Source organism: Microcystis aeruginosa LEGE 91341 (assembly GCF_015206885.1).
In the GTDB taxonomy this organism is placed as follows: Bacteria; Cyanobacteriota; Cyanobacteriia; order Cyanobacteriales; family Microcystaceae; genus Microcystis; species Microcystis aeruginosa_H.
The window spans coordinates 45,938-72,033 of sequence record NZ_JADEXY010000001.1 but is presented as its reverse complement, the minus strand read 5'-3'; the positions used below and the strand labels follow the sequence as shown (position 1 = coordinate 72,033).

Here is a 26,096-nt window from a genome sequence, read left to right as displayed (position 1 = left end):
ACTATTTGAGCAATGATTTATGATACAATCGAAATGGCTGATCAAAATAGCCCCTAAATTTAGAACTATCTAGAATTGCATCGATAATTTAATTTCCGCCTAACTAAACTATGACTAAATATCATCAAATCACCGTTAACAATCGTCAGACGGGCGAAAAAATTACCACCACCGTTCCCGACGATAACTATATACTGCACAGTCTGGAAAAACAGGGCTATCAATTACCCTTTTCCTGTCGCAATGGAGCTTGTACCAGCTGCGCGGTCAGGGTATTATCGGGAGATATCCATCAACCAGAAGCGATCGGACTATCGCCGGAATTAAAAGCCAGAGGTTATGCTTTACTTTGTGTCAGTTATGCTCGTGGCGATCTGGAAGTAGCCACCCAGGACGAAGATAAAGTCTATGAACTGCAATTCGGTCGCTTTTTTGCTCGTGGGAAAGTGCGTTTTGGTTTACCCTTAGATGAGGAATAGATTAGACCTCGACCTAATTTAATTAAATCACAATAATAGGATATAATAAAACAAATAGTGATTCAAAAAAAGCCATGAAAAACTACACCTGGGAATACATTCAAAAATATCCGAAACAAACTAAAAGATTATTAAGGATTGACTACCAACAACTAGAACAACTGATGGCACTTGGAAAACTTATACATCAGAGAAACCAATCAGAAATCGAAAAAACCAAAATTAGGATTAATCAACCAGGAAGCGGAACACCTCCTAAATTATCAGAAGAGGAACAAATTGTTCTAATGTTGGTTTATTTAAGACATCATCTAAGCTTTCAAATCTTAGGACTAATGTTTCAAGTGAGTGAATCAACGGCTCATAACATCTTTACCTATTGGCAAAAACTTTTTGAAGGAGAGTTACCGCCAAGTTTGTTACAACAAATAAAGAAGTGCCAAGAAGAGGAAATAATAATTGAACAATTAAGGGATTATAGCGGTAAGCGCTTGAGTGAGATACAAACCAAGCTTTGCCTAGCATGGTTTATAGCTCGTGACACTGTACCTCATACGACTGCACACCGCTATAATTGATGAATAGATTGAGTCATTGAACCTAATTTGAACTCAAGGATCATAGTTGGTTTAATTTGCTTGATCCTATTTTCCAAAGCGACGCTCGCGATTTTGAAACCAGTGGATAGCTTCTTCAATATCTGCCGGAGTTAGATCGGGAAAGAAGGTATTTGTAAAGTAGAGTTCACTATAGCGTTTTTCAGTCTGATGAGGTACAAAAGTTATGGGTTTTAGGCAAAAGGGAAGAAAAATAGGCGTACCTCACTAGCTTAGGAAACGCTATATGAGTTGATTGTCGATAGCGCAGAACAGCCTGTGGAGAGGCCGACCGATTATCAAGAACAAAAAATATATTATTTGGGAAAGCAAAAAATACATACTTGAAAAAGTCAATTTATTGTCTTGCCAAAAGCTGAAGATATTGTTGATGTAGTTATTGGTCAACCTGATCCGACGAGCGACATAAAAATCTGTCGGCAAACTTTAAGCAAATTCGATTCTCAACAAACTTTTATTGGAGATAAAGCTTACCTAGGAGAAAATCAAATCAGAACTCCTGATAAAAAACCGAAGAATGGAGAATTAACCGAGAATCAAATTAAAGAAAATAAAGTTTTATCACCTCGGCGAATTTTTGTTGAGCATTTAATTCGAGTTGTCAAAGTATTTAAAGTAGTTCAAGAAAGATTTAGATTAAATAAAAGTCGATATATAGAGTTTCTGATTCACAAGAGGTACATTCCCGATCCTGAACAGCTTAATCAGCAAAGGTTTAAGTGTGCCGCACAGATGCGAGAACCGCTATAAATCGGTTTTACTTACCGTTTGTGGCTTAGTAAGGTTGAGATACGCTAATTTTAGAAGTAATAGAATGGGAGCAATCAGGGGAAGTAATTGACGTTATAATTAGCCATAGTTTTCCGTCAAAATTGGATTTTGTCTCTTTAAACCCTGATTAATCAGTTTTGAGAGCTAATTTTGACTCTTGGTCTAATCTGCCTCTCTTCCTTGCTGTGACTGACTTATAAATTTTTGGAGATGTCTATTAGGTAAAGTCGAGCAACCAGAATTTATTAATAAAACTTGGGTGATGAATACCCAGGGAAATGTCACTCTCGGAAAAAATAGTTTTACTATCACTCAAAATGGCGCAACTATGCAGGGAACTTTTATCACTCCCGTGACTTTAAGAGTCGAGAAAACTAATACAGGTGAGCGCATTTTAGCCACGGGTAGCGAGGAATTTTTTCTGGTGATGACCGTCCAGAAAAGTCCTGCCCCAGCAGTTAAAATTATCGGGAGCATCTCATTTATGCAAGTGACTAATTATACTTGTCCCTAAAACTGTTTTCTAGCAAGGCTTTCAAAATAGCTTGACATAAAAACCTGATTTAGGGGTTACAAATTGTCATAAGGATTTTTATGTCATGAAACCTTAAATTTGGAATTGCTGCTCATTTTTAGGTGCGCTCGCACTTAGACTCACAGATTCAATTAATGTGCATGGTGCGTTCCCTAATGTGGCTCCTACTGATCCAGCGATCGATTTTGGGGAACGCACCCTACAACGATGGCGATCACAGTGGCATATCTCAGCCTTGAGGTGACGTTAGCCACAAGCCAGATTTAGCTAAGTTATTCCTCTTCTGTTTTGCATAGCATGATAGCCGTGATACCATGAAGGTATGATCGTTTCATTTGGAGTCAATGGGACAGAGGATATCTTCAACGGTGTGGATACGAGAGCAGCTCGGCGCACCTGTCCAAAAACGGCGTGGGCAGTGGCGCGACGCAAGCTCGACCAGCTTGACTCTGTGGTCTCCCTTGACGATCTCCGAATTCCACCAGGGAATAAGTTGGAGGCACTCCGAGGAGATAGGAAGGGGCAGTACAGCATCCGAATCAACGACCAGTACCGCATCTGTTTCGTTTGGACAGAAAGCGGACCTTCTCAAGTAGAGATAGTGGACTACCATTGAGGTGAAAGATGATCCGAGTACCAACCCATCGCGCCCCCAGCCATCCAGGAGAAGTTCTCCTTTATGATTTTCTGGAACCGATGAACCTGACACAGCGAGAGCTGGCTTTAAGACTTCACGTTCCTTACCAGCGAGTCAACGAGCTAGTCAATGCCCGACGAGGCATTACCCCCAGCACGGCACTCCGCCTGGCAAAGTTCTTCGGCAACTCACCGGATTTCTGGCTGAATCTGCAATTGCGGTGGGATATTTATCAGGTAAAAAAGAAGGAGGACGGGGAAATAGAGAAAATATCTCCTCTAAAGTGTTGTAAAATGACAAATTTTAGTGAATTATAATACAAACATTCAAGAAATCTACGAATATGCCCGACGAAAATACGGAGAACCAAGAAGCTCAAATGACAATGCCATTTGTTAGAGCTACTGACATTGCTGAATATATTCGTTATCAGTCATGCGATCGCCGTTTCAAGTTAAAGTACAAAAATTATGAACTTGCCAAAAAAGATATTCCTTTTTATGAGTTGATTTTTTCAACTTCTTTAGACCCGGTTTTAGAAGCAGAAGGTCGAAAAAGAGAGGATGAATGGGAGAAATCACTTAAAACAGAAGGATTAGTAGATTTAATCCAAAGAGAGCAGAATTCTGAGAAATACAAATCAACTAATTGGAATGACTTTGTTGAAAAGTTAACAAATTTGTCAGTCGGACAAAAAGCTTATGGACGGGAAATTGGTATCAATGGAAAACTGGGAGAATTTGAGATTATTGGGCAAATTGATTTTGTAATTGTTTTTTGGGAAAATGAACAACCTAAACTGCGATTAGTTGAGTGTAAAGCGTCTCGAAAAGATAGAACTTATCATCAAATTCAGGTTGCTTTATATCGAATGCTTGTACGTCAACTAATAAACGATAATCTAATCACTATTAATGGAATAAATTTAAAGCCTGAAAATATTGAATGTGTTGTAGTTCGTATTGATGAAAATACAAATAAAAGTCAGGATATTATTAAATCAGAAGCCTTAAATTTAGATACGATAGAAGCTGATATTAATCGTTTAGTAGCTTCTGATGGTGTACTAAAGCGTATTGTTGAAACTGATTTAACTAATTTAGATTATCAATTAGACCAAAAATGTAGTGACTGTACATTGAGTGTTCATTGTTTAGCTGAAAGTGCCAGAGAACGCCGTTTAGAATTATTGGGAATAGATTCATCAGTTGTTAAATCATTGAATAAAGTAGGTATTCAAAATCTTGATGATTTAGCCGAGATTGACTTAGCAGGAAATCAAGCTATTCAACTTCAACAAGATATAAGTTTTACAGAGAATCTAGAACTGCTTCAATTAAAAGCCAACACTCGTCGGCGGACTCTTCCTGGTGGAGACTTAGATCCAGGAACCTATGAAGTGCAACAACTGCCAAAATATTCAGGTAACAGTCAACTTCCTGAACATACAATTAATGGAGAAAGACTCATTCGTGTCTATCTTTCTGTTGAATATGATTATGTAGAAAATAGAATAGGTGCGCTGGCTGCTCATGTTACTAAAAGTGAGGGAAAATTAGACCCAAAATTTGAGCAAAATGCAGATGGTAAATGGCAACCAGATCCTAACATTAAAGAATATTTAGAAGAAGGAATTGATGAAAATAATAAACGTATTTTTAAAGAAAAAGAACTTGAAGGAGAAGATTTAATTAAATTTAAAACTTCAGCATGGACAGGAGATTATAAAGAAGATAATGGTTCTGAAAAAGAGTTAATACAAGGATTTTTATTAGAATTAGTGGATGCAATCGACTCAGTTGCTAAAACAGAACAAGCTCCAATTCATTTTTATGTTTGGTCACGTCAAGAAATGACTCAATTAGTTGAGGGTTGTTCTCGTGTTAGTTCTCAATTATTAAGTCATTTACGAGAATTGTTGGGTTGTCGGGAAAGTTTAGAACAACTTATTTACTCTTGTCTTTCCGATGAAGTAGATCGTCGTTATGCTTTAGGATGGACAGGTAGAGATTTAGCCGTTGTAAGTTCTCTAAAGTGGTTTGGAAGGCGTTATCATTGGCAACGAAAAATTAGTGGTAAAGTTGTTAGTTTAGATCAAGTTTTTTCTCAAGATGTTTTTGATTTTAAGACAAACTTAGAAATTGATGAGAATAATCAATGGGCAGTATCAAATTCTCAAAATACCCGTAAACATCAGTTTGAAGTTAGACTAAGATACTTTAATTCTCTAAGTGCAGCTTATTGGCGTGCCTTATGGCGAACACTTCCTGACCCTAATGAGCCAACACTTACCCCCAAGTTAAAAAGCTCCATTGAACGTTACAATCAAGCACAAAAACCGAATTATTTAAAAGAGTATTTTCGCGCTCGTACTCATGCTATCAGATGGATTGAAGAAGGAATTATATTTAAGAATGCAGGAATAATTAAAGAATCTTTGACTATTGTTGATTTACCCGATTTTAGTTTAGCTGTGGATGATGCTGCCCAGGCAGCTATTGATTTTCTTCGTTTGGATCAGCACGTTAAGGTAACAGATTGGATTGCTAATCATTTAATACCACCTATCTACCGTGTTTCTTTAGGGAGAACAATACCTGTAAAAAATGTAAGGTTACAGGGTGATAATAGACTAACAGCAGAAATTAATCTTGATGGATACAATATTACGGCTGAAGTTTTACAAGCTAACTGTACCATTGATGTAGGTTCTTTTGTTAGACTTAGTCCTAGTTCCAAAGATCCACATCAAGGTCAAACAATCAATCAACTTTTTGCTGGTGGAAGTACCTGTGTTGTAGAAGCAATTGACTGGAATAGTAGAAGTATTGAGTTTGCCGTTAGACAAACAAGAAACGCTGATCGTTATCAACTTCGTGGTCGTTTTTATAGTACAGAAGAAGATGTTTATCCTTTTGCCACTATTGATGAAAGTCCATCGGATTTTATAGCTGGAAAAGTTGATCAAAAATTACAAAACAGTCGAGGAAATCACATTTGTAAATGGTTAAATCCGCAAAATCCTCAAATCCCCCCACAAACTCCTATTTCGGAGAATGATTTAAAACAATATTCTAATCTACTTGATAATTTACCGTTACGAAACAATCAAAACCTGCGTAAAGAGCAATGTCAAGCAATTATCAAGGGATTGAATACAAGAATTCAACTTTTACAAGGACCACCAGGAACTGGAAAAACAGAAACAACTGCGATCGCTACTTTTCTAAGAATCTTGGCGCGTCGCAATGTTGGCGATATTGTTCTGATTACGGCTCATACTCATACGGCTGTAGATAATTTACTCTTACGTTTAGATAAATTGTTGCCAACTTTGCAAGAACACGCCAATGATTATCAACTTTCTGTTCCACCAATTAAGTTGAGTAAAGTGCATTCTAAAGAAATTAAGAGAACAGGCGGAAATATCACTGATTTTTCCGCAGAATCTTGCTTTGAAAAAATTAATAATTTACGAGGTAAGAAAACAGCTAAAAAAATAACTATATATAACTGTATAGCAGTTATTGGTGGAACAACGGGCGCAATTTTAAAGATGTTAAATACACTGCAACAGGCAAAAACTTTTCCTCAATATTATCCTCAAGGTTTTAAAACAACTACTTTAATAGTCGATGAAGCAAGTATGATGGTATTTCCTCACTTTCTGGCTTTAGCTACATTAGTTAAAGATGATGGTGAAATTATGTTGGCAGGAGATCACAGACAACTCGCTCCTATTATTACTCATGATTGGGAAAATGAAGATCGTCCTCCTGTTTTACTTTATCAACCCTATGTCAGTGCTTATCAAGCTATTCAAAATCTTAAAGAAAACTTAGATATTGAAATATCTGATGAAGCAATATTACGTTCAGCTTTAGATTATACTCATCGTTTACCCCATGAAATTCGTGAACTTATTGCACGTCTTTATCGCAAAGATAACATTGAATTACAAGGAAAACCAAGAGATGAAAATATAGAACAAGATGAAATTACGGGAACTTGGGAAAAACTTTTACAGGGAAATGGAGGTCTTTATCTTGTTGTTCATGATGAACGTGAATCAAAACGTAGCAATGAAATTGAAGTGAAAATAATCAAAAATATTCTTGATGCAGGAGGAAAAATTCCTGATGGTTCTACTGCAATTCTTACACCCCATCGCGCTCAAAGATCGCTACTAAAAACACAATTAGCAAATTATTATGGAGATGCTGTAAATGTAATTGATACAGTCGAGAAAGTGCAGGGTGGTGAGCGTGACAATGTGATTGTTTCTGCCACGGCAAGTAATCCATCAGCAATTGGCAAGAATGTGGAGTTCATTCTTAGTTTAAATCGCTCAAACGTTGCATTTTCAAGAGTTAAAAAGCGTTTAATAGTAGTTTGCTCTAAAACTCTCCTAGATTATATTCCAAAAGAGATTGAACACTATGAAGAAGCAACATTATGGAAAGCTTTACGTTCTGAATGTACCGATACTCTGTTTAATGACAATATTGATGAGCATCAAGTACAGGTTTTGACAAGATCACTAAAAAGCCGAACTAAGGAAGGCGATTAAAGATAACCTTGCTGCCTTGATTGACTACTGGGCGATCGATTGGGATTATGACTGCATAACCTGATTTGATGCTGACTTGTAATTGATAATAACTGAGCAAGGGAGTATTAAGAGACTAGCTATACTTCTAACGAGAGATTTACAAAATTATGACCAATCTTCTCAAATAGATAAATCGTGAGTCAATCTATTCCCAGCCTGAAACCTTTTCATCGTAATTTAAGAAAAGATGCTGATTTTTCGCCTATCTCAAGCGCGTAGATATTTTGAGGATTAAAGATGATGGTACGAGATTCTGATTTAGGCAAATTCCACGAAAACCGACCCCTTTGTCAAGGATAATTGTCAAGATGATGACCATTTGAGCAAATATTGATGATACAATCGAAATGGCTGATCAAAATAGCCCCTAAATTTAGAACTATCTAGAATTGCATCGATAATTTAATTTCCGCCTAACTAAACTATGACTAAATATCATCAAATCACCGTTAACAATCGTCAGACGGGCGAAAAAATTACCACCACCGTTCCCGACGATAACTATATACTGCACAGTCTGGAAAAACAGGGCTATCAATTACCCTTTTCCTGTCGCAATGGAGCTTGTACCAGCTGCGCGGTCAGGGTATTATCGGGAGATATCCATCAACCAGAAGCGATCGGACTATCGCCGGAATTAAAAGCCAGAGGTTATGCTTTACTTTGTGTCAGTTATGCCCGGGGCGATCTGGAAGTAGCCACCCAAGACGAAGATGAAGTCTATGAACTGCAATTTGGTCGCTTTTTTGCTCGTGGGAAAGTGCGTTTTGGTTTACCCTTAGATGAGGAATAGATTAGGGATTAATCGTGCTAGATACCAGCAGCCAATTAGAAAAATACTTAGACATTGCCAGCGAAGCCGCCCTAACGGCGGGAACAATTATCCTCGATAATTGGGGTAAAATCGAGACAATAGAAGAAAAAGGGCGATCGGGCGATTTAGTGACGGAAATAGATCGTCGAGCGGAAACAGAAATTCTCAAAATTCTTGGCCGTCACTTTCCCAAACACGGGATTTTAGCGGAAGAATCGGGAAAACTGCCAGGGACCGATAGCGACTATCTCTGGGCGATCGATCCTCTCGACGGAACCACCAACTATGCCCACGGTTATCCCGTATCCGTCGTCTCCATCGGACTCCTGATCGCAGGGAAAGCAGCAGTGGGAGTCATCTATAACCCCTTTAGAAAGGAACTATTTCGGGCAGCCCAGGGTTTAGGGGCTACTCTGAACCGTCGTCCCATCCATGTCTCCCGGACCAGTGAACTAGAAAAAAGTTTACTGGTGACGGGTTTTGCCTACGATCGCTGTCAAACCCCCGATAATAATTATGCCGAATTCTGTTATCTGACCCATCTGACCCAAGGGGTACGCCGCAGCGGTTCCGCTGCCAAAGACTTAACCGATGTGGCCTGTGGGCGCTTAGATGGTTATTGGGAACGAGGAATTAATCCCTGGGATCTGGCCGCAGGAGTTATTCTGATCGAAGAAGCTGGGGGTAAAATTAGCGCCTACGATGAGAGTCCTTTTCTGATAGAAACGGGGCGAATCCTGGCTACTAACGGACAGATTCACACCCCCTTAAGCCAAGCTCTGCAAAAAGCGGCCTCTTGGAGTTTTCAGTTTTAATGCGATTATTATTTTAATTAGAGCAGGATACTCTCTATGACTTTTCCAATTTCCCAGGGATTATTTCAATATGATTTAATCGATCATTTCGCTATTTTAGGAGTCTCGATCGATGCCGAACAGGAGGAGATTCGCGAGCGTTACTTAAAAATCGCCTATAAAATCCATCCTGATACCTGTCGCACTTACACCACTGATGAAAAGAAACGGGCTAATCAGTTACTTTCAAAATTAGTTAACCCCGCCTACGAACATCTGAGCCACGATCTATCTCGCGAAGAATTTCGCCTTGTTTTAGCACAAATGGGCAAGGCAATGGGGAAAGATTTGAGTAAAATCACCATCAGTAGCGAACCAGCTAGAAAACTAGCCCAATCTAGCGCTAACTATGAATTAGCCTATCAAAAAATCCTGCAATCTTTGGCGATCGATCAATATACTGCCCTGGAAAATACCTATCAGAAAATCGCCCAACTCAGTGAACTCAATCTGGTCTATCTGATCTTAACCGAAGGTAGGGGCAGCAGGAAAACCACCCCGAAAGTCTTTATCTCCCAGGGCAATACTAACCAGTCCGAGTTAGTTACAGCGACTGTCACCACCACGGCAGCCCGGACTAGAGCCAAGGAATCGCCCCTAGAAGCCTATATTCGCCGCGCCCAAGCCTCTCTTGACGAAAATAACCCCGCCCAAGCTTTGCGAGAATTGCGCGATGCCCTGCGGCAAGAACCGGATAATGGCATCTGTCACGCCCTGATCGGTTTAGCCTACCTGCGACAAAATCAACTATCCATGGCCCGGGTTCATATCAATCGCGCTTGGCAAACCAACCCCAAAGATGCGACGGTGATTAAGTGCAAACGGGAACTAGATAAAGCAGTTAATTCTAATATTGAAATGCAAGACCAGAAAGAACAAAAAGAGGAAGGAGAGCGCAAGGGCGGTTTTTGGTCTCGATTTGGTGGTAAAAAGAAATAGGACTGACCAGTGCCACCGATTTTGATTAGCAAACTCCCATGATTCATCAACCCCCGGCGGGGACAAGGGATTTATTACCCCTAGAAGTTACCCAAAAAGGCTGGATTAACGATCGCCTTCAGTCTGTCTTTCAGCGTTGGGGCTATCAAAGGATCGTCACCTCCACCATTGAATGGCTCGATACCCTCACCGCAGGCGGTACGATCGATCCCAGCACCGTGATCCAACTGCACGGGGATAGTCAAGGACTATCGGGATTACGCCCTGAATTAACTGCTTCCATTGCCCGTAGTGCCGTCTCCCGCATGAGTGGGGAGTCTTATCCCCAACGTCTCTGTTATCGGGCCAACGTTTTTCGTAGCCCTAGCGCCGGTTATCACGGTCGTCAAGTGGAATTCTATCAAGCGGGGGTAGAATTGCTCTTTTCTGGCGGTTTACTAGCTGATGCCGAGATTTTACTGCTCCTGGCCGACTGTTTCGATAGTTTGGCCGTCCCTAACTGGCAGATTATTCTAGGAGAAGCGGGTTTGACTCGTTCCCTACTTTCCCCTTTTCCCGATCCCTTACGGGAACAGGTGAAACGCTGTTTAGCCCTCCTTGACTACGTTAGCCTCGAAAATCTTCCCTATCCCAACGAAACCCTCCGGCAGCAAGCCCGACAATTATTTCACCTGCGCGGTAATCCTCACGATGTCCTCGCACAAGTGGCAGTATTAGCCCAGGAAGAATCGGCCCAAAAAGCCGTTAATAACCTTAAATCCCTAGTCGAGCTGCTTAATGCCGATCGCTCTGAACCCTTCCCCCTAATTCTCGATTTAAGTCTCATTCAAACCTTTGATTACTACACCGGCATCGTTTTTAAAGCGGTTAGTGATCACCAGCAAAATCTCAGTATTTTAGGCCAGGGCGGACGCTATGATCAATTATTGGGCGTTTTTCATCCCCAGGGTCAATCGGCTCCCGGTATCGGTTTTTCCCTGAATATCGAAGAACTGCACGAAAGTTTATTATCAGGCCAGACTTTACCCACCCAGGCTCCTCCCCTCGACTGGTTGCTTATCCCTTTGGGTAATAACGCCCAGATAGCGACTTTTAGTAAAGCTCGCTCCCTTCGCACCAGTGATCCTAATCTGAGGGTGGCGATCGATTTAGGTGGTCGCAGCGAGGCAGAAATTCGCACCTATGCCCGCGATCGAATGATTAAAAATCTCGCCTGGGTGCAAGAAGATGGTTCCGTGAGCGAAGAATCTCTCTAAAAGGGGGCAAAAGCAGCGGAAATCCTGCCTTCTGACCGCTGCTATAGGACTCCATAATTGTGTTCAATTACTCGTCATCCCAGTCATGCCTTCCAGCGGTCAAGTGAAATCGATTTTTTTTCCGATCCTCTTTCTCCTCAGTATTCTAGGGGGTATTCTACTGGCTTCGCTACTTCAACAACCAGCGATCGCCCAATCTCCTGCCTCGGATACATTGCTGAATCGTTATCAAATTGGAGAGCAAACCTATCTAGAAAATTGTGCCACTTGCCATATTGCCATTCCCCCCAGTATCCTACCGAGTCAAACTTGGAAAAAAATCCTAGAAAATCCTAATTCTCACTATGGTATCCGTTTAAAACCAATTGTTGGCATTACTCAGCGTCTTATCTGGGATTATCTCAGTTATTCTTCCCGCCCTCTTAGGGAGACTACTTTCGTTCCCCTCTTAATTGAACAGTCCAGCTATGTAAAGGTTTTGCACCCTAGGGTCAATTTACCCACTCCTCTCGGTCACACCACCTGTGTCACCTGTCATCCCAACGCTTCCCGCTACGATTATCAAACCCTTACCCCCATCTGGGATAATGCAGCCTAATCAGTTATCAGTTATCAGTTTTCAGTTTTCAGTTTTCAGGAGTCGGGAGTCGGGAGTCAGGAGATTATTTTTATTTGTTCTCCCTACTCTCCCCTCACCAATTCATAATTCATAATTCATAATTCATAATTCCCACACCCCATCACCCCAAACCCCCATCCTACTGAGGAGGTGCAGTTAAAGTGATTTCGCCAATTTGACCAGCTTTACCCATTAATTGGGCAGGGTTTTCGTTAAGAGAGATTTTAACAGCACCAGCATTGCCCGATCGAATATTTAAACTCTTTTGGGCTGTCCAAGTTCGTTTGGTCCCGGGTTGGAGATTGCCTTCATGGACTTTTTTGCCATCGGCAATTACCCTTACCCAAGCGGCCTGTTCAATAGTTACTTCGGCTGAGAGGGGAACTTTTGGCGGAGGAGAAGGGGAGGGAGAGGCTACCAGCACGGGAGAGACTACCGGTGCGGGGGAACCCACGGGGGAAGGAGAGGGAGTAACCGCAGGGGGATTAGAGAGAGGGGGACGGAGGAAAAGATAGCCAATACCACAAAATATGCCCGCCAGCAAGCCTAGCCAGAGATATATCCCAAAAAAGGTCGATTTAGCTGGTTGGGGGCTAGTTTCTGGGGCTGGTTTTTCTGGTTTCACCCGCTCCGCTTTTGGGGCAGCGGGTTCAGCCTTGGGGATGGGGGTAGCTTTTGTGGGCAGTTTTTTCGGGATAGTTACCTCTTGAGCTAATTGTTCCGCACTAGGAGACAAGCGATCGGCTAAAGCTTTACCATCAATTTTTAGGGCATCACCGTAGCGTTTAATAAATCCCTTGACATAAATTAATTCTGGTAATTTCTCCCAATTCCCCGTTTCCAACGCTTCTAGCATTGGCAATCTAATCATCGTCAGGGCGGCGATATCGTCTATGCTCAGGCAGCTTTCTTCTCGTTTTTGACGTAAATAAGTCCCTATTTCCTTGATTTGTTCGGCTTGTAGGGGACTGAGTTGACTCATAATTCCAGTCATAATCTATACCAACTTAGATGATAATCTCGATTTTGTTATTTTGGGATAATCTGTTCTCTAGAAGATCCTTATACCTTGTCACCATTACTGGCGAAAAGGTTCCAAAAACTGGCAAAAATCGGCAATACTTGCCAAAGTTAAGTTTTTTATTCCATGGTGACTGCACTGACCAGATAATACATACATTTGTTCTTAATGCTTGTTTTTCTCGAACTCTCAGCATATCGTTAATTAGGGCTGGCTGAATAAATCTAAAAACCTTGTTGGATAAGACTTTTAGACTTTTTGTCAATCAAAAAGTACCCGATATGGGAGTGATCAGGGGGAAAATCCCTGGACTTTTTCCCTGAAAATTAGGTAATTGACTACCTCAAAATCGGTAAAACCCTACACCCTACACCCTACACCCCACACCCTGTCCCCAGGAAAAACTTTTTGCCGCAAACCCTAATTATGACCTTTATTCCCCATCCCGACACCACCCCCCTTCACCTTAGCTGTGCCGTAGTCACGGTGAGCGATACTCGTACCCCAGAGACGGATAGAAGTGGCCAAATAATTCAAGAGTTACTAACTCGATCGGGTCACGATATCGGCCTATACTTAATTATCCCCGATGAACCCTCACAAATTCAAGCAATTTTACCAGAGATTAGCAATCAAAATCAGATAAAAGTCTTAATTCTCAATGGGGGTACAGGTATTGCTCCCAGAGATACTACATACGATGCTTTAGTACCTTTATTAAGGATTACTTTGCCTGGTTTTGGCGAATTATTTCGTTATCTCAGTTATCAAGAAATTGGCTCCCGTGCCATGGCATCGAGGGCAATAGCTGGGGTTTATCAAAACTTATTAGTCTTTTCTCTCCCCGGTTCCACTAATGCCGTTAAATTAGCCCTAGAAAAACTGATTCTTCCTGAAATTTTACATCTGGTTAAACAGATGAATGAGTAATTTATTGGGATTTGATCTGGGCTAAAATTTCTTGAAAACATAGATCCCAAAAATAGCTGGCCAGATTCACTGCGCTTAAAAGTTTAGGAATTCCTTCACTTAGACTAGCAAAACCTTGATTTTTAATCTGGAGAAAATCGATAGCGATTGCAAAAGTTAAAAGTGCTAAAGCAATGATTAAAATTTGGTAATAAGTTTGTCCTATTCGCCGCCAAAATGCTAAACCATAAATCAGAATTGCGAGGGCATAAACAGAGATAGTCAAGAATTTGGGAATATTAAAATAGAGGAGAATGATATGAATTCTGAAGATTTCATTGATGGCAAAAAGTCCCGTTATTATACCAGAAAAAAGTAAAAAAATGTCAGAATTATTGAAACTTGTCTTGCGGGACAATAAAGCATAACTAAAAAGGCAAACAATCGGAGGTAAACAACAAAGCAATTGAAAAGAATGGGTTAATAAACCAGCAATCGGAGTTGGGGGAGTAGCGGGAGGATAAAATAAAAGACTAGAGGGTAATTCTGCCCGATCAACCCCAGCAATCAAAACTAAAATCAAGAGGAGAACGACAAGATTTATTTTCAGAAAATGCTGTTCTCGTGAGGACATAAGTATAACAGTTGATAATTGTGCCTATTAATCACGGTATAATTCACAAAGTGCCGCTTTCTACCCGCTCAATCTAAATAACGAAGCGCCAAGCATTTCCCCAGTTGTGTTAAGGACAATTTTCTCGGTTTTCTATGCTCGATCAAAAAGAACTTTTGTGTTTATTACAATTGGCTAGTCCCATTTTACCCGTGGGGGCCTATAGTTATTCCGAAGGGCTAGAAACCCTCGTCGAAAAGGGGATTATCTCCAATAGTGCCAGCTTAAATGATTGGTTAGAGCGATCGCTTTCTCAAGGCTCGATTCGCTTAGAAACGGCTGTTTTGCTGAGGGTATATCGTTGTTTTTGTCAAGAAGATTTTACAAAACTTAATTATTGGGATAATTGGTTATCGGCAACGCGAGAAACAGCCGAATTAAGACAACAAAGCTGGCAAATGGGGCGATCGCTGTTAAACTTATTACGGGAGTTAGCAGCGGACAGAGATAATCTACCGGAACAGGCCAATTATGCCACCGCCTTTGCGATCGGGGCAAGTCATTGGCAAATTGGGGAAGAATTAGCGGTTTTAGGCTATTTACACAGTTGGGCAAGTAATTTAATCAATGCGGGATTGCGTTTAATTCCCCTTGGACAAACCCTAGGACAAGCACTTCTGCTCGGTTTACAGCCCAGTTTATTAACGGCAACAGCAGATATTATCAGTTTAGCCGATGAAAACCTGAGCAGTTGGAGTTGGGGGCTAAGTTTTGCCAGTATAAACCACGAAACCCAGTATAGTCGTCTATTTCGCAGTTAGCAATTTAGGGAGAAGAGCAGAAGAATGACGGAAAAAACCGAATAAGGTATAGTATGATTGAAAAAAATCTTAAGTCTTAGTTCTCGCTTTCTGAGTAACTAAGGGTTTTAAGGAAAGGTGCGAACACTCTACCTAGCCACAGTGTACCAATGTTTAGTCAATCAGAAAAAATTCCCGTTTCGGTGTTAATTCCCGCCAAAAACGAGGAATCCAACCTTCCCGCTTGTTTAGAGAGTGTTGCTAGGGCTGATGAAGTGTTTGTCGTCGATTCCCAAAGCAGCGATCACTCGATCGAAATATCTACCAACTATGGTGCTAATGTAGTCCAATTTTATTTTAATGGTCGTTGGCCGAAAAAGAAAAACTGGTCCCTCGATAATCTGCCTTTTCGCAATGAATGGGTATTAATCGTCGATTGTGATGAGAGAATCACCCCCGAACTATGGGACGAAATCGCCACCGTGATCCAAGATCCCAACTATAACGGTTATTACCTCAATCGTCGCGTCTTCTTCCTCGGACAATGGATCCGTTATGGTGGCAAGTATCCCGACTGGAATCTGCGCTTATTTAAACATAAGTCCGGCAGATACGAGAATTTAAACACGGAAGATATCCCCAACACGGGAGATAACGAAGTTCACGAACACGTTATCCTTGATGGCAAGGTGGGCTATCTCAAAAATGATATGCTGCACATCGATTTCCGCGATATCTATCATTGGTTAGAAAGACATAATCGTTATTCCAACTGGGAAGCCCGGGTTTATTACAATATTCTCACGGGTAATGATGAAAGCGGCACGATCGGAGCGCACCTGTTCGGTGATGCAGTGCAGAGAAAACGTTTTTTAAAGAAAATATGGGTAAAACTGCCCTTTAAACCGCTGCTGCGCTTTATTCTCTTTTATTTTATCCGTCTCGGTTTCTTGGATGGCAAAGCTGGTTATATCTACGGTCGTCTTTTGAGTCAGTACGAATACCAAATAGGGGTTAAATTGTATGAATTACGGCAATTTGGCGGTAAATTAAACGTTAATACCCAGACTAATCCCCCGATTAAACCCTCGGAACCTCAACCCGCAGAAATGATTAAATAGGTCCTATGTCCCCAGAAATCCGCACCGATGAGGAAGCGTGGCTAGATCTGCGTACCTACGATCAATCTTGGTTTGATCGCGGTCGTTCTAATCCAATTATCCTACTTTGGTGGTTAGTACAGGGAATTCTTTTTCCCCTCAGTTTGCACCAGATGGACAGCTTTCGCTGTGCTGTTTTGCGGCTATTTGGGGCTAAAATCGGCCTTGGGGTGAAAATTCGCCCGACGGTAAGGGTGACTTATCCTTGGAAAGTAGCGATCGGCGATTATACTTGGATTGGCGATGATGTGGTGATTTATAGTTTAGATAACGTTACCATCGGCAGTCATTGTGTGATTTCTCAAAAATGCTATCTTTGCACTGGCAGTCACGATCCGGGCGATCGCTCTTTTGGCTTAAAAACCACTCCCATCCTCATCGGTAATGGTACATGGATCGCCGCCGATTGTTTTTTGGCTCCGGGGGTAAAAATTGGCTCTAATGTTGTTATTGGGGCAAGAAGTAGCGTATTTGCCGATATTCCCGCTCAAAAGGTCGCTTGGGGCAGCCCCTGTCGTCCTCAATACGATAGAAAGATGAATTCTTATAGTAGTTAAGCTAAGAGGCATTTTATCAGAGATTATTGTCGCAAACACGCACCATCCAAAATCAGCGATCGCAGTAATCTTGGTAATGATAATGACAGGAAATAACTGTTAGATAATCATCATCTGCCAATAGGTAATGATTCGGTAGTAGTGCCGTAGTCCTCTTGCTTACCTGGTATGAATTGTGTAGAATATTTATTAATAAAAATAATTGGCTAGAATCAGTTTTTAAACCTCTAGCTTGATCATGAATTTTCTGATAAATATCTTTTTCTGGCTCCTGTCTGGCTTACTCAAATATTATACTAAATTTGGTTATTAAAAACTGATTATTTATTCCCCCTTTTGCCTCTTGTCTCTCCTCATAAGTAGCCTATGCTCAACGGATTTAGTATCAGTCTAGCACCGAAAAAATACCCCCCCTAGTTCACCTCTATTCCCCTGTCAAGCGTTGTGGTTCTCACATACTATCAAGAATGCTTCTATTCATAATGGAAACCCCAAACGTCAATGTAAAGAATGTGGTCACTGAGCCTGTCGAAGTGTGGTCAACCGTTTGTGAGCAATCCCACTAATAAAACCGTCTCTGACGAAACTAAAAAATTAATTGATAAACTTTTGCTCGAACGAATTTTCTTACGAGAAATTGCTAGAGTAACAGGGGTAAGTTGGTCATGGTTACAAGATTATGTCAACGTCTCGACTTCGCGGTTCGGCTGAGCTCACCGTCGAAGCCTCGACGTTGACCCGTTCGGCTGAGCTCACGGCCGAAGCCTGAGCGAAGCCGAAGGGTCAACAATAAACTGGCGGCTGTCCCCCGTCAAATAAAGGTTTCGGACAAACCAAAAGGTAAATTGGTTATAGAATCTGATGAGATGTTGACCCTGAGAGAAGCCGAAGGGTGGTCTTTTGTTTTTTCTAAGATGATAAAGGTTTATATTTGGCGGTTAATTGATAGAAAAACAAGGGAAGTTATTGGTTGCTATTTAGGAGATAGAAGTCGTCAATCAGCCAAAAAACTTTGGGGACAGTTTACTAGGTGTTTACCGAGCGCTGTTGCTTACACAGACTTTTGGGAGTCCTATAAGACAGTAATTCCCAGTAAAAGTCATCGAACGGTCGGAAAAGAAACTGGTCAAACTAATCCTATTGAAAGATTAAATAAGTAGGTAGGCGTTAAAAATCATCAGACACCCCCCTTATCAAGGGGGGCAGGGGGGATCGAACCTAAAATCCATTTTTAATTTAATTATAACCAGCTACTTAATACCTTTCGACAAAGGATTTCTCGGTTGGTGAGAGAGAGTCTATCTTTCTCCAAAAAAATGGAGAATCACGTTGGGGAACCCTTTGGTATTTTATCCATGACTACAATGCACAGCAAAGCAAAGGATTAAGCCGCCATCACTACTACCGAATCACCACTGGATTAGCAGACTGGAGTATTTCCCTAAAAATCCTGCGTCGATAGGAAGGGGATTCATTGCTGATATTCCATAAGGTTTCGTAGAAAAAGAAAGAAACACCAAAATTTTCTTGTCTCGATTTTTCCACTTGTTGAGTAATATTAACCATCGGAATCGGACGACCTTTTAAACCAGATAAAATCCCAATAGCCACGGGGATAGATTCTCTAGCTTGCTGTAATTCTGGTTGGGATAATTCCCAGTCAAAGGCGTTCATATCAGTTCGATACACTTGTATTACTAACTCATCAATCAAGTTTTTTTGCTGCCATTTTTGCCAATCTAAAAGATAGGATTCTAGGGAGAAAGTGTAGGGATTAGGAGATAGGGAAATAATCGCTCTAGGTTGCTGCTTTTTAATCGTCTGGGCTAAACTATTCATATAGTCAGTAATTTTATCGGCCCGCCATTGAATCCATGCTTTATCTTGGTAATCTTGCGGTGGTAATTGTCCAGAATGTTCCCTTTGGTAGAGTTTAATCGTCATTTCATCATAGCCAAAATCGGCGGGATAACCAAAATGGTCATCAAACTGAATTCCTTCTATATCGTAGTTAGTAATAATCTCGCTGACTAAATCCGTAATAAAGTTTTGTACCTGCGGATGTAAGGGATTTAACCACACCCGTTGATGCACTTTTCCTTCCCACCAAATCACACTTTTATCCTGTCTTTGGGTTAACCAATCGGGATGTCGTTTGGCTAATTCTGAATCCGCAGGAGCCATAAAACCAAATTCAAACCAGGGAATAATTCTTAATTTTTTTCGATGACCTTGGCTAATCATTTCCTTTAAAAAGTCACGATTTTTTAAAGATTCATGGGGATCGATCGCTCGTCCCGTGACTTTTTCTGCTACCTTAGAAGGATAGAGTGTATAACCCCAATTCCAGACCGTGGGATAAATAGTGTTAAAGTTTAAATCAGCCAACCTATCAAGGGCATCTTTTAGGGTTTGCGGTTTAAATAATACCTCACTATCGATATTAGTTAACCAAACTCCACGAATTTCGGGTTTTTCTTGGGGTTGATTGGTCGATTGTGCCGGATCATTAAAGGTTATCGTCATGATACAAGCAAAGATAATTAAAAATATTAACCAGCTTATTTTTCCGTATCTTTGACTATAAATCACCAAACTATCGGCGAAATTATTAAAGGTTTTACTGATTTTATTCATAATGGGAAGTGAGGGAGTAAGAATTATGAATTATGAATTATGAATTATGAAGTGGTGAGAGGGGAGCAGGGAGCAGGGAGAAGGGAGAATAAATAAAAATAATCTCCTGACTCATGCCGATCGCCTCCTGACTGTTAAAATAACTAAATTATCTCTCTAAATTGCGAGGATCTAGAGAATCGCGTAAACCATCACCGAGTAAATTAAAAGCTAAAACGGTGAGAATAATTAACAACGCAGGTGGCCAAATTAACCAGGGTTGTAGAACAATAATTGAGGCATTGGTAGCCAAAGAAAGCATATTTCCCCAACTAGGATCAGGTTGTTGAATTCCCAAACCAATTAAACTTAAAACCGATTCGGCCACGATAAATCCCGGCACGGCTAACGTAGCAGAAATAATGATATAACTGGCAGTTTGGGGCAGCACATGACGCAGAATAATATAAAGTGGTTTTGCTCCCATAGCTTTAGCGGCCTGAATAAATTCCTGTTCTTTCAGGGATAAAACTTGACCGCGAATTACTCGCGCTAATCCCGACCAACTGATAAAAGAAGTAATCAGAACGATTAATAAAAAGCGCTGGGTGCTGGTTAATCCTGCGGGTAAAACGGCCGCCAGAGCCACGAGTAAATATATGCCGGGGATAGTCATTAAAACTTCCACAAAACGCATTAAAATCGCATCTAACCAACCACCAAAATAGCCAGAAACGCCACCAACAAATAAACCGATAGGGAAAGAAATTAAAATCCCCACCAAACCGATAAATAAACTAATTCTGCCCCCAAAAATCAGGCGACTAAAACTATCGCGTCCTGATTCGTCAGTTCCCAATATATTGATTCTACCATCGCCGATGACCCCGAACAGATGGCGATCAAAAGGGATACCAGGGAATAAAGTTACTTCCTGCCATTTTGGCGGCAAAGGTAGGCGAATTTGACCGAAATTATAGGGTTCACCCTTAACCAAGAGACGTAGCGGCAAGGGGTTGTTAAAATCTCTAATTAGCTTCCGCTCACCAGTTTCTATATTAATAGCACTTTGAGTAGTGGGATAGACGTGGGGGCCAATCCACTCACCCTTGTTACTTCCCGACTGCGAGCGCCAAAAGATTTGGGTGGGAGGGAGGAGAGACTGACCGGGTTGGGAGGAGTAGGGAGAGTAGGGAGCGACAAAATCCGCCGCTATTACGCTTAAATAGAAGATTAACAGTAAAACTGCTCCCCAACGGGCGAGAGGATTATCTTTGAGTTTGTGCCACCAGTCCATAGGCGATGAGGTCAATAGGAGAGTTAATCTTTATTTTGCTAGTTTGATTGCTACAATTTATCATACCAACAAAAAAGCTGTCTAATGTTTATCAATCCCCTTGTTTATGAGAAATCTTCTGTCTATCGTCAAGATTTTGAGACAGCGCAACCGTTTAAGCATTTGGTCATCGATAATTTTCTAGTTAGGGAGCAAGCGCAAATTTTGCTGGAAAATTTTCCCAGTTTTAATCCGCAAAAAGCCATTAGTGAGTTAGGAAAAGTTGGCGGGAAGGCGGTTAATGAGGATTTAATCGGTTTGGGGGGTGTTTATCAACAGTTTGGCCGCTACATTCAAGCTCAAGAGTTTCTCGAGTTAATTTCCCAATTAACTGGTATCGACAATTTAATTCCAGACCCTAGTTTTTATGGGGGTGGAACCCACGAAAATTTACACGGTCAAGAATTAGATCCTCACATTGATTTTAACCTCGATGAGCGTCACTGGTATCATCGCCGCTTGAATTTATTAATCTATTTAAATCCCCAATGGCAAGCAGATTGGGGAGGGAATCTAGAGTTACATTCCAATCCTCGCCAACCGGAAGAAAATAAGATTAAATCTTTTGTCCCTATCTTTAATCGTTGTCTTATTTTTGAAACCAATGAATATTCATGGCATGGATTTTCTCAGATTAATTTACCAGAAAATCAACGACATTTATCCCGGAAATCTCTTTCTATCTATCTCTATACCAAAGAACGTCCTATCGAAGAATTATCCCCATCTCATACAACTTTTTACATCCCGCGCCCGCTGCCAGAAAATATTCAACCCCATCAAGTTTTAAGCGCAGAAGATTACCAACAAATTAAAATTTTACTGAAAAGACGGGATGATTTAATTCGTTTTTATCAAGATAGAGAACTAAAAGAATCTCAGGATTTAGTTAGTTTAAAATCCCATATTAAACGCTATCTATCCCTCCAATATCCTCGCCTATGGAAAGTGATTAAAAGTTTACCCCGTTGGCAAAAGTGACCTGAAAAAAATCCCTACTTTCCAATCAGAGAGAGTAGGGAATAATCAAAAAAAACTAACTGGGAACTTAACCTAATAACTGGGTAGCACGCGCAGTTAAAGCATTGGCAGTTAAGCCATTATAGGCCATAATTTCCCCGGCACTGGCGGTGGTTTCTCCCCGTTTCCAAGCGAAGACATCCCGACGGGTGTTACTGCGTAACAGAATCGGTTCTAACATGGCGCTTGTACCACCGGTTACTCCGATTAAAGCATCACCAGCAAAGAGACTATCAAAACCAGCATCATCAAGGAAATTATTATCAGCTTGCGAGCTAGTTTCACTCATCACATCGCTAGGACGATAGAGACGACGAGGATTAATTACCGAGACGATTTTTACGCCGATTCCAGCTGCTTCTAACTGTTGTGCAGAATCAAAAACGGGTAATAAAGTCATATCACCAATGACGGCAAAAACGACTTTTTTACTGCCTTCCGATTCGTGGAGAATTATGCCGCCTTTTTCCAAAGCTTGACGGGTTTGCTCAAAGCTGGTTCGTACTGGTAAAGGCGATTTACTCGCGGTGATTGTAATGCCTTTATTGCTAGTTCCTAACGCCCATTCATAACAGACTTGAATACTGTTAGCATCGCAGGGAAAGAGCGGGAAAATATTACCATTTCGCATCATAGCGGCGAAATAATTTTCAATCTCTGGGCGTTGGTGTGTCCAACCATTACGCCCTTGTTCCAAGGCTCCGGCGGTGAATAAAGTAATAGTAGAAGGGGTGGGACGACGTAACTCGGCCATCGCTTGGGTTACAGTTTGCCAAATCGGTAAACCATTGATAGCAAAAGACTCGTAGGAACACCATAAAGTCCGCGCTCCTAAGAGAGATAAACCGACGGCTAATCCGGCACAGGCATCCTCGCTTAAAGGTTCATAAACTTGACCATTAGGTGCTTGGAAATAGGTATCATCGGTGGTGGGGTGAATAATCTTTAAACCGACGTTAATATTATTAATTCCTGAAGCGGCATTACCATCAGCATTAGTGACAACAAAATTAGGGTCAGCTTTACCCACAGCTACCACTAATTCCCCCATAGCAGTGGTGGCCACTTTTTTATCGCCACCCACAGTATATTCGGTCATCGGTAAGGTTCCTAAATCCGGCAGCGGTAAGACTTTTTCCGTCACCACTGTTTCCCCTGCTGAACCCCCTCCAGAGCGCTCGAAATTAGTACGAACAATTGCCCAAGCTTCTGGGGGTAAAGCGCGTTCTTGTAAGGCAGCAACGATATAATCTTTTTCTAAAGAATCTCCAGGATAAAGATTATGGGAAGCCGCTCCCCGTTTGTGAACTCCCGCCCCTTTCAGTTGTTTAATAATGATAACGGTTAGTTTACCACCTAGAGCTAATTGGGCGGCTTTATCCGTGGCCATTAACACCGCTTTCATGAACTCCAGACGCTGGTTAAAAGAGAATTTGGTGCTATCTACATATTCCCCATTTTGATTAGCATCATCGAAGTCTTTAGCATTAATAAGAATCACTTCCTCAAAACCATTACCGCGCCAATAGGCTTCCATTTCGGCGTTAGTTTTCAGGGACACCATGCTATGGTGTTCTTGAGAATAGCCATTCCAAACTAAAATCGGCAGAAAATTAGTAATTTCTGGATAAGCAGTGTGAAAATGACCAAAACTACTCATAATGTAGGGTTCTCCTAAACCACCATCCCCGATAGTCACAGGGAAAAGGGTATTAGGGTGTAATTTGGCCGCTGCCATGGCGAAATGTTGGCCTTGGCCCAAAGGACCAGCGGGCCCGAGCAGTCCGGGGATTTGTCCAGAAAGATGTCCTAAAAGTCCGTGTTTTTCCCGAAAACGTTCTCCCAATTGGCTGACGTTGCTGATGCCCATGGCTTCCAGAGAGCGATCGAGAAAGACGTTACTATAAAAACCGGGAGCATGATGGCCCACTTCGGTGAAAATATTTTTCTGGCCTAACATCATCAAAGAGGCAATCACGTCGGCAGCGCTGGCAAAACCGCCGGGGTGTCCCGATTCTTTGGTAGCGGTGATTTGTAGGGTGAGGTAACGCAAAGCATCGGCGGCTAGGAGAGTTTGATAGATAGCATTTGGGTCATTAGCGGCAATAATAGCGGTTTTTCCCTCAGCGATAGCGGCTTTTCCTGCATATTTATCAAATTCGGGTAAGGAACCCCCAAAATATTTTATTCCTTGACAAAAATCGGGAATTGTGCTAGTAGCTGTCATAAAATTAATATACCCCTTTACATTTACATACAGGCAATCATTAAAACTATCTTACAGTTAGCGGTAACTCTCGATAGATGCGATATTACAGGGGGTTTCCATAGGCGATCGACTATTTGTGCTACACTGATCGCCAATGTTAACGATAAAATTAATCCTATTAATCATGTTAAATAGCAGCCAATTACAGCATTTAATCAGCAAATCACTACGTTATCTATTAATTATCGGCACTATTGCCCCTCTAACTTCCTTAGAAGCTCGCCCAGTCCAAGCTAATCCTCCTAGTAGCGCTGCACCCCCTAAAGAAGCGATTGCCCCTATCCCCGCAGAAAGCAAAGATTACACCCTAGGAGAAGGGGATAAAGTGCGCGTCACCATCTACCAAGTCGCGGATTTAAGCGGTGATTTCCTTGTTTTAGCCGATGGAACCCTAACTTTACCTCTAATTGGTAGCGTCAAAGTGGAAGGAATGACCGTCACCGAAGCCGGCCAAACCCTGGCCAAACGTTACACCACCTATCTCAAACGTCCCGTGGTTACTGTTAGCGTTCTCACCCCCCGGCCCCTGCAAATCGCCATCGCGGGGGAAATCAATCGTCCGGGTACTTATACAATTAACCCCGAACAAAGCCAAAAAACGCCCCTATTGACCGAAATAATCCGGCAAGCGGGGGGAGTGACTATGGTGGCCGATATTGGTCAAGTTCAAATTCGACGCAATCTCAAGGGACAAGAACAGCTAATTCAAGCCAATCTCTGGCAATTAATCCAAAAAGGCGATAAAACCCAAGATATTAGCCTTAGAGATGGCGATAGCATCGTTATTCCCACTAAAACGACCCTTAGCGTCGGGGAAGTCAATCAATTAGCCGATGCCAATTTTGGACTAGATAGCGATCGAGAAATTAATGTTACTGTGGTGGGAGAAGTTTATCGCCCGGGGTCTCATCGTATTGTCCCCAATCAAGTTAACACCGTTACCACAGAGAATAATCGGGGAATTCGACGACAACCGGCCCGACTAACCCAAGCTATCCAACAAGCGGGAGGCATCAAACCCCTCGCCGATATCCGACAGGTGCAAGTGCTGCGTTATACTCGTGACGGTTCCCAGCAGAAAATCCCCGTAGATCTCTGGAGTTTGCTCGAAAAAGGTGATATAACTGGCGATATCTTTCTTCAAGAAGGAGATACGGTGATTATCCCCACCGCGACTGAAATCTCGGCCAAGGAATCGGAAACCCTTGCATCGGCTAGTTTTGCCCCTAAAACCATTAACGTGAAAGTGGTCGGGGAGGTGAAAAAACCGGGGATAATTGAAGTTCCTCCCAATACCCCTCTCAATCAGGCAATTTTAACCGCAGGAGACTTTGATAAGCGTCGCGCTAATCAGTCCACAGTGGAATTAATTCGTCTCAATCCTAACGGAACCGTCACCAAAACCTCAATTAACATCGATTTTTCCCAGGGTATCAACGAGAAAACTAACCCGATCCTCCGCAATAATGATGTGGTTGTGGTTCATCGTAGCAATCTGGCCTCTGCCACCGACACCCTCGGCACGGTTTTAAGTCCTTTTACTGGTCTGACAGGCCTCTTCAACGGATTTTTAAATCTTTTCCGTTAAAAAAGTTTACTTTAACCCGATGTCATTAGCTAAGTAATCGAGCTAATAATAGATATAGAAACGGCGAAAAGTCG

Annotated in this window: 23 protein-coding genes and 4 pseudogenes; 21 read left to right on the top strand and 6 right to left on the bottom strand. The window is 41.6% G+C overall.

Going from position 1 to position 26,096, the window contains the following annotated elements; translation table 11 throughout:
- The first annotated feature begins 110 nt into the window (after positions 1–110).
- Both IQ234_RS00310 and IQ234_RS00305 read left to right on the top strand, forming a co-directional pair.
- Complete coding sequence (locus IQ234_RS00310; protein WP_193955591.1) at positions 111–479, top strand: 2Fe-2S iron-sulfur cluster-binding protein; 369 nt, start codon at positions 111–113, stop codon at positions 477–479.
- A 74-nt stretch (positions 480–553) separates the two neighbouring features.
- Positions 554–958: pseudogene (locus IQ234_RS00305) on the top strand (helix-turn-helix domain-containing protein); the annotation flags it as partial.
- A gap of 165 nt (positions 959–1,123) precedes the next feature.
- On the opposite strand, the gene IQ234_RS21680 reads toward IQ234_RS00305, so the two are convergent.
- Entirely contained in the window at positions 1,124–1,264 is a 141-nt protein-coding gene (locus IQ234_RS21680) for an undecaprenyl diphosphate synthase family protein (protein WP_253256823.1), read from the bottom strand.
- A 177-nt stretch (positions 1,265–1,441) separates the two neighbouring features.
- Here IQ234_RS21680 and IQ234_RS00295 point away from each other — a divergent pair, with 177 nt between their 5' ends.
- The 10 genes from IQ234_RS00295 (at position 1,442) to IQ234_RS00250 (ending at position 12,112) form a co-directional block, all read left to right on the top strand.
- Positions 1,442–1,846, top strand: coding sequence for a transposase family protein (locus IQ234_RS00295; protein ID WP_228008297.1), 405 nt, complete (start codon positions 1,442–1,444; stop codon positions 1,844–1,846).
- Positions 1,847–2,129: 283 nt separating this feature from the next.
- Complete coding sequence (locus tag IQ234_RS00290; protein ID WP_193955590.1) at positions 2,130–2,381, top strand: hypothetical protein; 252 nt, start codon at positions 2,130–2,132, stop codon at positions 2,379–2,381.
- A gap of 343 nt (positions 2,382–2,724) precedes the next feature.
- The gene (locus IQ234_RS00285) at positions 2,725–3,018 is read left to right on the top strand and encodes a type II toxin-antitoxin system RelE/ParE family toxin (protein WP_024970831.1); all 294 of its coding nucleotides are present in this window, start codon (positions 2,725–2,727) and stop codon (positions 3,016–3,018) included.
- 8 nt (positions 3,019–3,026) lie between these two features.
- Positions 3,027–3,356 carry a HigA family addiction module antitoxin gene (locus IQ234_RS00280; protein ID WP_002735448.1) on the top strand — a complete coding sequence of 110 codons (330 nt, stop codon included), beginning with the start codon at positions 3,027–3,029 and terminating at the stop codon, positions 3,354–3,356.
- Between the two features lie 26 nt (positions 3,357–3,382).
- A complete protein-coding gene (locus IQ234_RS00275) occupies positions 3,383–7,609 on the top strand; it encodes an AAA domain-containing protein (protein WP_228008296.1) in 4,227 nt (1,408 codons plus the stop codon).
- Positions 7,610–8,075: 466 nt separating this feature from the next.
- A complete protein-coding gene (locus IQ234_RS00270; protein WP_193955589.1) occupies positions 8,076–8,444 on the top strand; it encodes a 2Fe-2S iron-sulfur cluster-binding protein in 369 nt (122 codons plus the stop codon).
- A 14-nt stretch (positions 8,445–8,458) separates the two neighbouring features.
- The gene (locus IQ234_RS00265; RefSeq protein WP_193955588.1) at positions 8,459–9,280 is read left to right on the top strand and encodes an inositol monophosphatase family protein; all 822 of its coding nucleotides are present in this window, start codon (positions 8,459–8,461) and stop codon (positions 9,278–9,280) included.
- A gap of 36 nt (positions 9,281–9,316) precedes the next feature.
- Positions 9,317–10,258, top strand: a complete 942-nt coding sequence (locus tag IQ234_RS00260; protein ID WP_193955587.1) for a J domain-containing protein — start codon at positions 9,317–9,319, stop codon at positions 10,256–10,258.
- 38 nt (positions 10,259–10,296) lie between these two features.
- Positions 10,297–11,514, top strand: a complete 1,218-nt coding sequence (locus IQ234_RS00255) for an ATP phosphoribosyltransferase regulatory subunit (protein WP_193955586.1) — start codon at positions 10,297–10,299, stop codon at positions 11,512–11,514.
- Between the two features lie 85 nt (positions 11,515–11,599).
- The gene (locus IQ234_RS00250) at positions 11,600–12,112 is read left to right on the top strand and encodes a dihem cytochrome c family protein (RefSeq protein WP_193955585.1); all 513 of its coding nucleotides are present in this window, start codon (positions 11,600–11,602) and stop codon (positions 12,110–12,112) included.
- Positions 12,113–12,272: 160 nt separating this feature from the next.
- Here the strand turns inward: IQ234_RS00250 and IQ234_RS00245 are convergent, their stop codons facing one another.
- Positions 12,273–13,127, bottom strand: coding sequence for a helix-turn-helix domain-containing protein (locus tag IQ234_RS00245; RefSeq protein WP_193955584.1), 855 nt, complete (start codon positions 13,125–13,127; stop codon positions 12,273–12,275).
- Between the two features lie 453 nt (positions 13,128–13,580).
- Here IQ234_RS00245 and IQ234_RS00240 point away from each other — a divergent pair, with 453 nt between their 5' ends.
- Positions 13,581–14,084, top strand: coding sequence for a MogA/MoaB family molybdenum cofactor biosynthesis protein (locus tag IQ234_RS00240; protein ID WP_193955615.1), 504 nt, complete (start codon positions 13,581–13,583; stop codon positions 14,082–14,084).
- Between the two features lies 1 nt (position 14,085).
- On the opposite strand, the gene IQ234_RS00235 is transcribed toward IQ234_RS00240, so the two are convergent.
- Positions 14,086–14,697, bottom strand: coding sequence for a hypothetical protein (locus IQ234_RS00235; RefSeq protein WP_193955583.1), 612 nt, complete (start codon positions 14,695–14,697; stop codon positions 14,086–14,088).
- A 134-nt stretch (positions 14,698–14,831) separates the two neighbouring features.
- Here IQ234_RS00235 and IQ234_RS00230 point away from each other — a divergent pair, with 134 nt between their 5' ends.
- The 6 genes and pseudogenes from IQ234_RS00230 to IQ234_RS20865 form a co-directional block, all read left to right on the top strand.
- Positions 14,832–15,497, top strand: a complete 666-nt coding sequence (locus IQ234_RS00230; protein ID WP_193955582.1) for an urease accessory protein UreF — start codon at positions 14,832–14,834, stop codon at positions 15,495–15,497.
- A gap of 149 nt (positions 15,498–15,646) precedes the next feature.
- Positions 15,647–16,597: a glycosyltransferase family 2 protein gene (locus IQ234_RS00225; RefSeq protein ID WP_193955581.1), complete on the top strand. Its 951-nt coding sequence runs from the start codon at positions 15,647–15,649 to the stop codon at positions 16,595–16,597.
- 5 nt (positions 16,598–16,602) lie between these two features.
- Positions 16,603–17,193 (top strand): hormogonium polysaccharide biosynthesis acetyltransferase HpsU, encoded by a 591-nt coding sequence (hpsU, locus tag IQ234_RS00220; RefSeq protein WP_046661380.1) that lies wholly within the window; start codon positions 16,603–16,605, stop codon positions 17,191–17,193.
- A 383-nt stretch (positions 17,194–17,576) separates the two neighbouring features.
- Positions 17,577–17,834, top strand: a pseudogene (locus tag IQ234_RS21865) (ISNCY family transposase); the annotation flags it as partial.
- Between the two features lie 141 nt (positions 17,835–17,975).
- Positions 17,976–18,328 (top strand): annotated as a pseudogene (locus IQ234_RS21860) (IS1 family transposase); the annotation flags it as partial.
- A 121-nt stretch (positions 18,329–18,449) separates the two neighbouring features.
- Positions 18,450–18,562: pseudogene (locus IQ234_RS20865) on the top strand (IS1 family transposase); the annotation flags it as partial.
- A 32-nt stretch (positions 18,563–18,594) separates the two neighbouring features.
- On the opposite strand, the gene IQ234_RS00210 reads toward IQ234_RS20865, so the two are convergent.
- Entirely contained in the window at positions 18,595–19,830 is a 1,236-nt protein-coding gene (locus IQ234_RS00210) for a glycoside hydrolase family 10 protein (protein WP_193955580.1), read from the bottom strand.
- A 148-nt stretch (positions 19,831–19,978) separates the two neighbouring features.
- Positions 19,979–21,106, bottom strand: a complete 1,128-nt coding sequence (locus IQ234_RS00205) for an ABC transporter permease (protein ID WP_193955579.1) — start codon at positions 21,104–21,106, stop codon at positions 19,979–19,981.
- Between the two features lie 84 nt (positions 21,107–21,190).
- On the opposite strand from IQ234_RS00205, the gene IQ234_RS00200 reads away from it, so the two are divergent.
- A complete protein-coding gene (locus IQ234_RS00200; protein WP_193955578.1) occupies positions 21,191–22,126 on the top strand; it encodes a 2OG-Fe(II) oxygenase in 936 nt (311 codons plus the stop codon).
- A 67-nt stretch (positions 22,127–22,193) separates the two neighbouring features.
- Here the strand turns inward: IQ234_RS00200 and IQ234_RS00195 are convergent, their stop codons facing one another.
- Positions 22,194–24,392 (bottom strand): phosphoketolase, encoded by a 2,199-nt coding sequence (locus IQ234_RS00195; protein ID WP_193955577.1) that lies wholly within the window; start codon positions 24,390–24,392, stop codon positions 22,194–22,196.
- A gap of 136 nt (positions 24,393–24,528) precedes the next feature.
- Between IQ234_RS00195 and IQ234_RS00190 the strand changes: the two genes are divergently transcribed.
- Positions 24,529–26,022: a polysaccharide biosynthesis/export family protein gene (locus IQ234_RS00190; RefSeq protein ID WP_193955576.1), complete on the top strand. Its 1,494-nt coding sequence runs from the start codon at positions 24,529–24,531 to the stop codon at positions 26,020–26,022.
- Positions 26,023–26,096: the final 74 nt, after the last annotated feature.

Coding starts and splice junctions, on each gene's coding strand:
- IQ234_RS00310 (WP_193955591.1), top strand. CDS start 111: ATGACTAAATATCATCAAATCACCGTTAACAATCGTCAGACGGGCGAA.
- IQ234_RS00290 (WP_193955590.1), top strand. CDS start 2,130: ATGAATACCCAGGGAAATGTCACTCTCGGAAAAAATAGTTTTACTATC.
- IQ234_RS00285 (WP_024970831.1), top strand. CDS start 2,725: ATGATCGTTTCATTTGGAGTCAATGGGACAGAGGATATCTTCAACGGT.
- IQ234_RS00280 (WP_002735448.1), top strand. CDS start 3,027: ATGATCCGAGTACCAACCCATCGCGCCCCCAGCCATCCAGGAGAAGTT.
- IQ234_RS00275 (WP_228008296.1), top strand. CDS start 3,383: ATGCCCGACGAAAATACGGAGAACCAAGAAGCTCAAATGACAATGCCA.
- IQ234_RS00270 (WP_193955589.1), top strand. CDS start 8,076: ATGACTAAATATCATCAAATCACCGTTAACAATCGTCAGACGGGCGAA.
- IQ234_RS00260 (WP_193955587.1), top strand. CDS start 9,317: ATGACTTTTCCAATTTCCCAGGGATTATTTCAATATGATTTAATCGAT.
- IQ234_RS00255 (WP_193955586.1), top strand. CDS start 10,297: ATGATTCATCAACCCCCGGCGGGGACAAGGGATTTATTACCCCTAGAA.
- IQ234_RS00250 (WP_193955585.1), top strand. CDS start 11,600: ATGCCTTCCAGCGGTCAAGTGAAATCGATTTTTTTTCCGATCCTCTTT.
- IQ234_RS00245 (WP_193955584.1), bottom strand. CDS start 13,127: ATGACTGGAATTATGAGTCAACTCAGTCCCCTACAAGCCGAACAAATC.
- IQ234_RS00240 (WP_193955615.1), top strand. CDS start 13,581: ATGACCTTTATTCCCCATCCCGACACCACCCCCCTTCACCTTAGCTGT.
- IQ234_RS00235 (WP_193955583.1), bottom strand. CDS start 14,697: ATGTCCTCACGAGAACAGCATTTTCTGAAAATAAATCTTGTCGTTCTC.
- IQ234_RS00230 (WP_193955582.1), top strand. CDS start 14,832: ATGCTCGATCAAAAAGAACTTTTGTGTTTATTACAATTGGCTAGTCCC.
- IQ234_RS00225 (WP_193955581.1), top strand. CDS start 15,647: ATGTTTAGTCAATCAGAAAAAATTCCCGTTTCGGTGTTAATTCCCGCC.
- hpsU (WP_046661380.1), top strand. CDS start 16,603: ATGTCCCCAGAAATCCGCACCGATGAGGAAGCGTGGCTAGATCTGCGT.
- IQ234_RS00210 (WP_193955580.1), bottom strand. CDS start 19,830: ATGAATAAAATCAGTAAAACCTTTAATAATTTCGCCGATAGTTTGGTG.
- IQ234_RS00205 (WP_193955579.1), bottom strand. CDS start 21,106: ATGGACTGGTGGCACAAACTCAAAGATAATCCTCTCGCCCGTTGGGGA.
- IQ234_RS00200 (WP_193955578.1), top strand. CDS start 21,191: ATGTTTATCAATCCCCTTGTTTATGAGAAATCTTCTGTCTATCGTCAA.
- IQ234_RS00195 (WP_193955577.1), bottom strand. CDS start 24,392: ATGACAGCTACTAGCACAATTCCCGATTTTTGTCAAGGAATAAAATAT.
- IQ234_RS00190 (WP_193955576.1), top strand. CDS start 24,529: ATGTTAACGATAAAATTAATCCTATTAATCATGTTAAATAGCAGCCAA.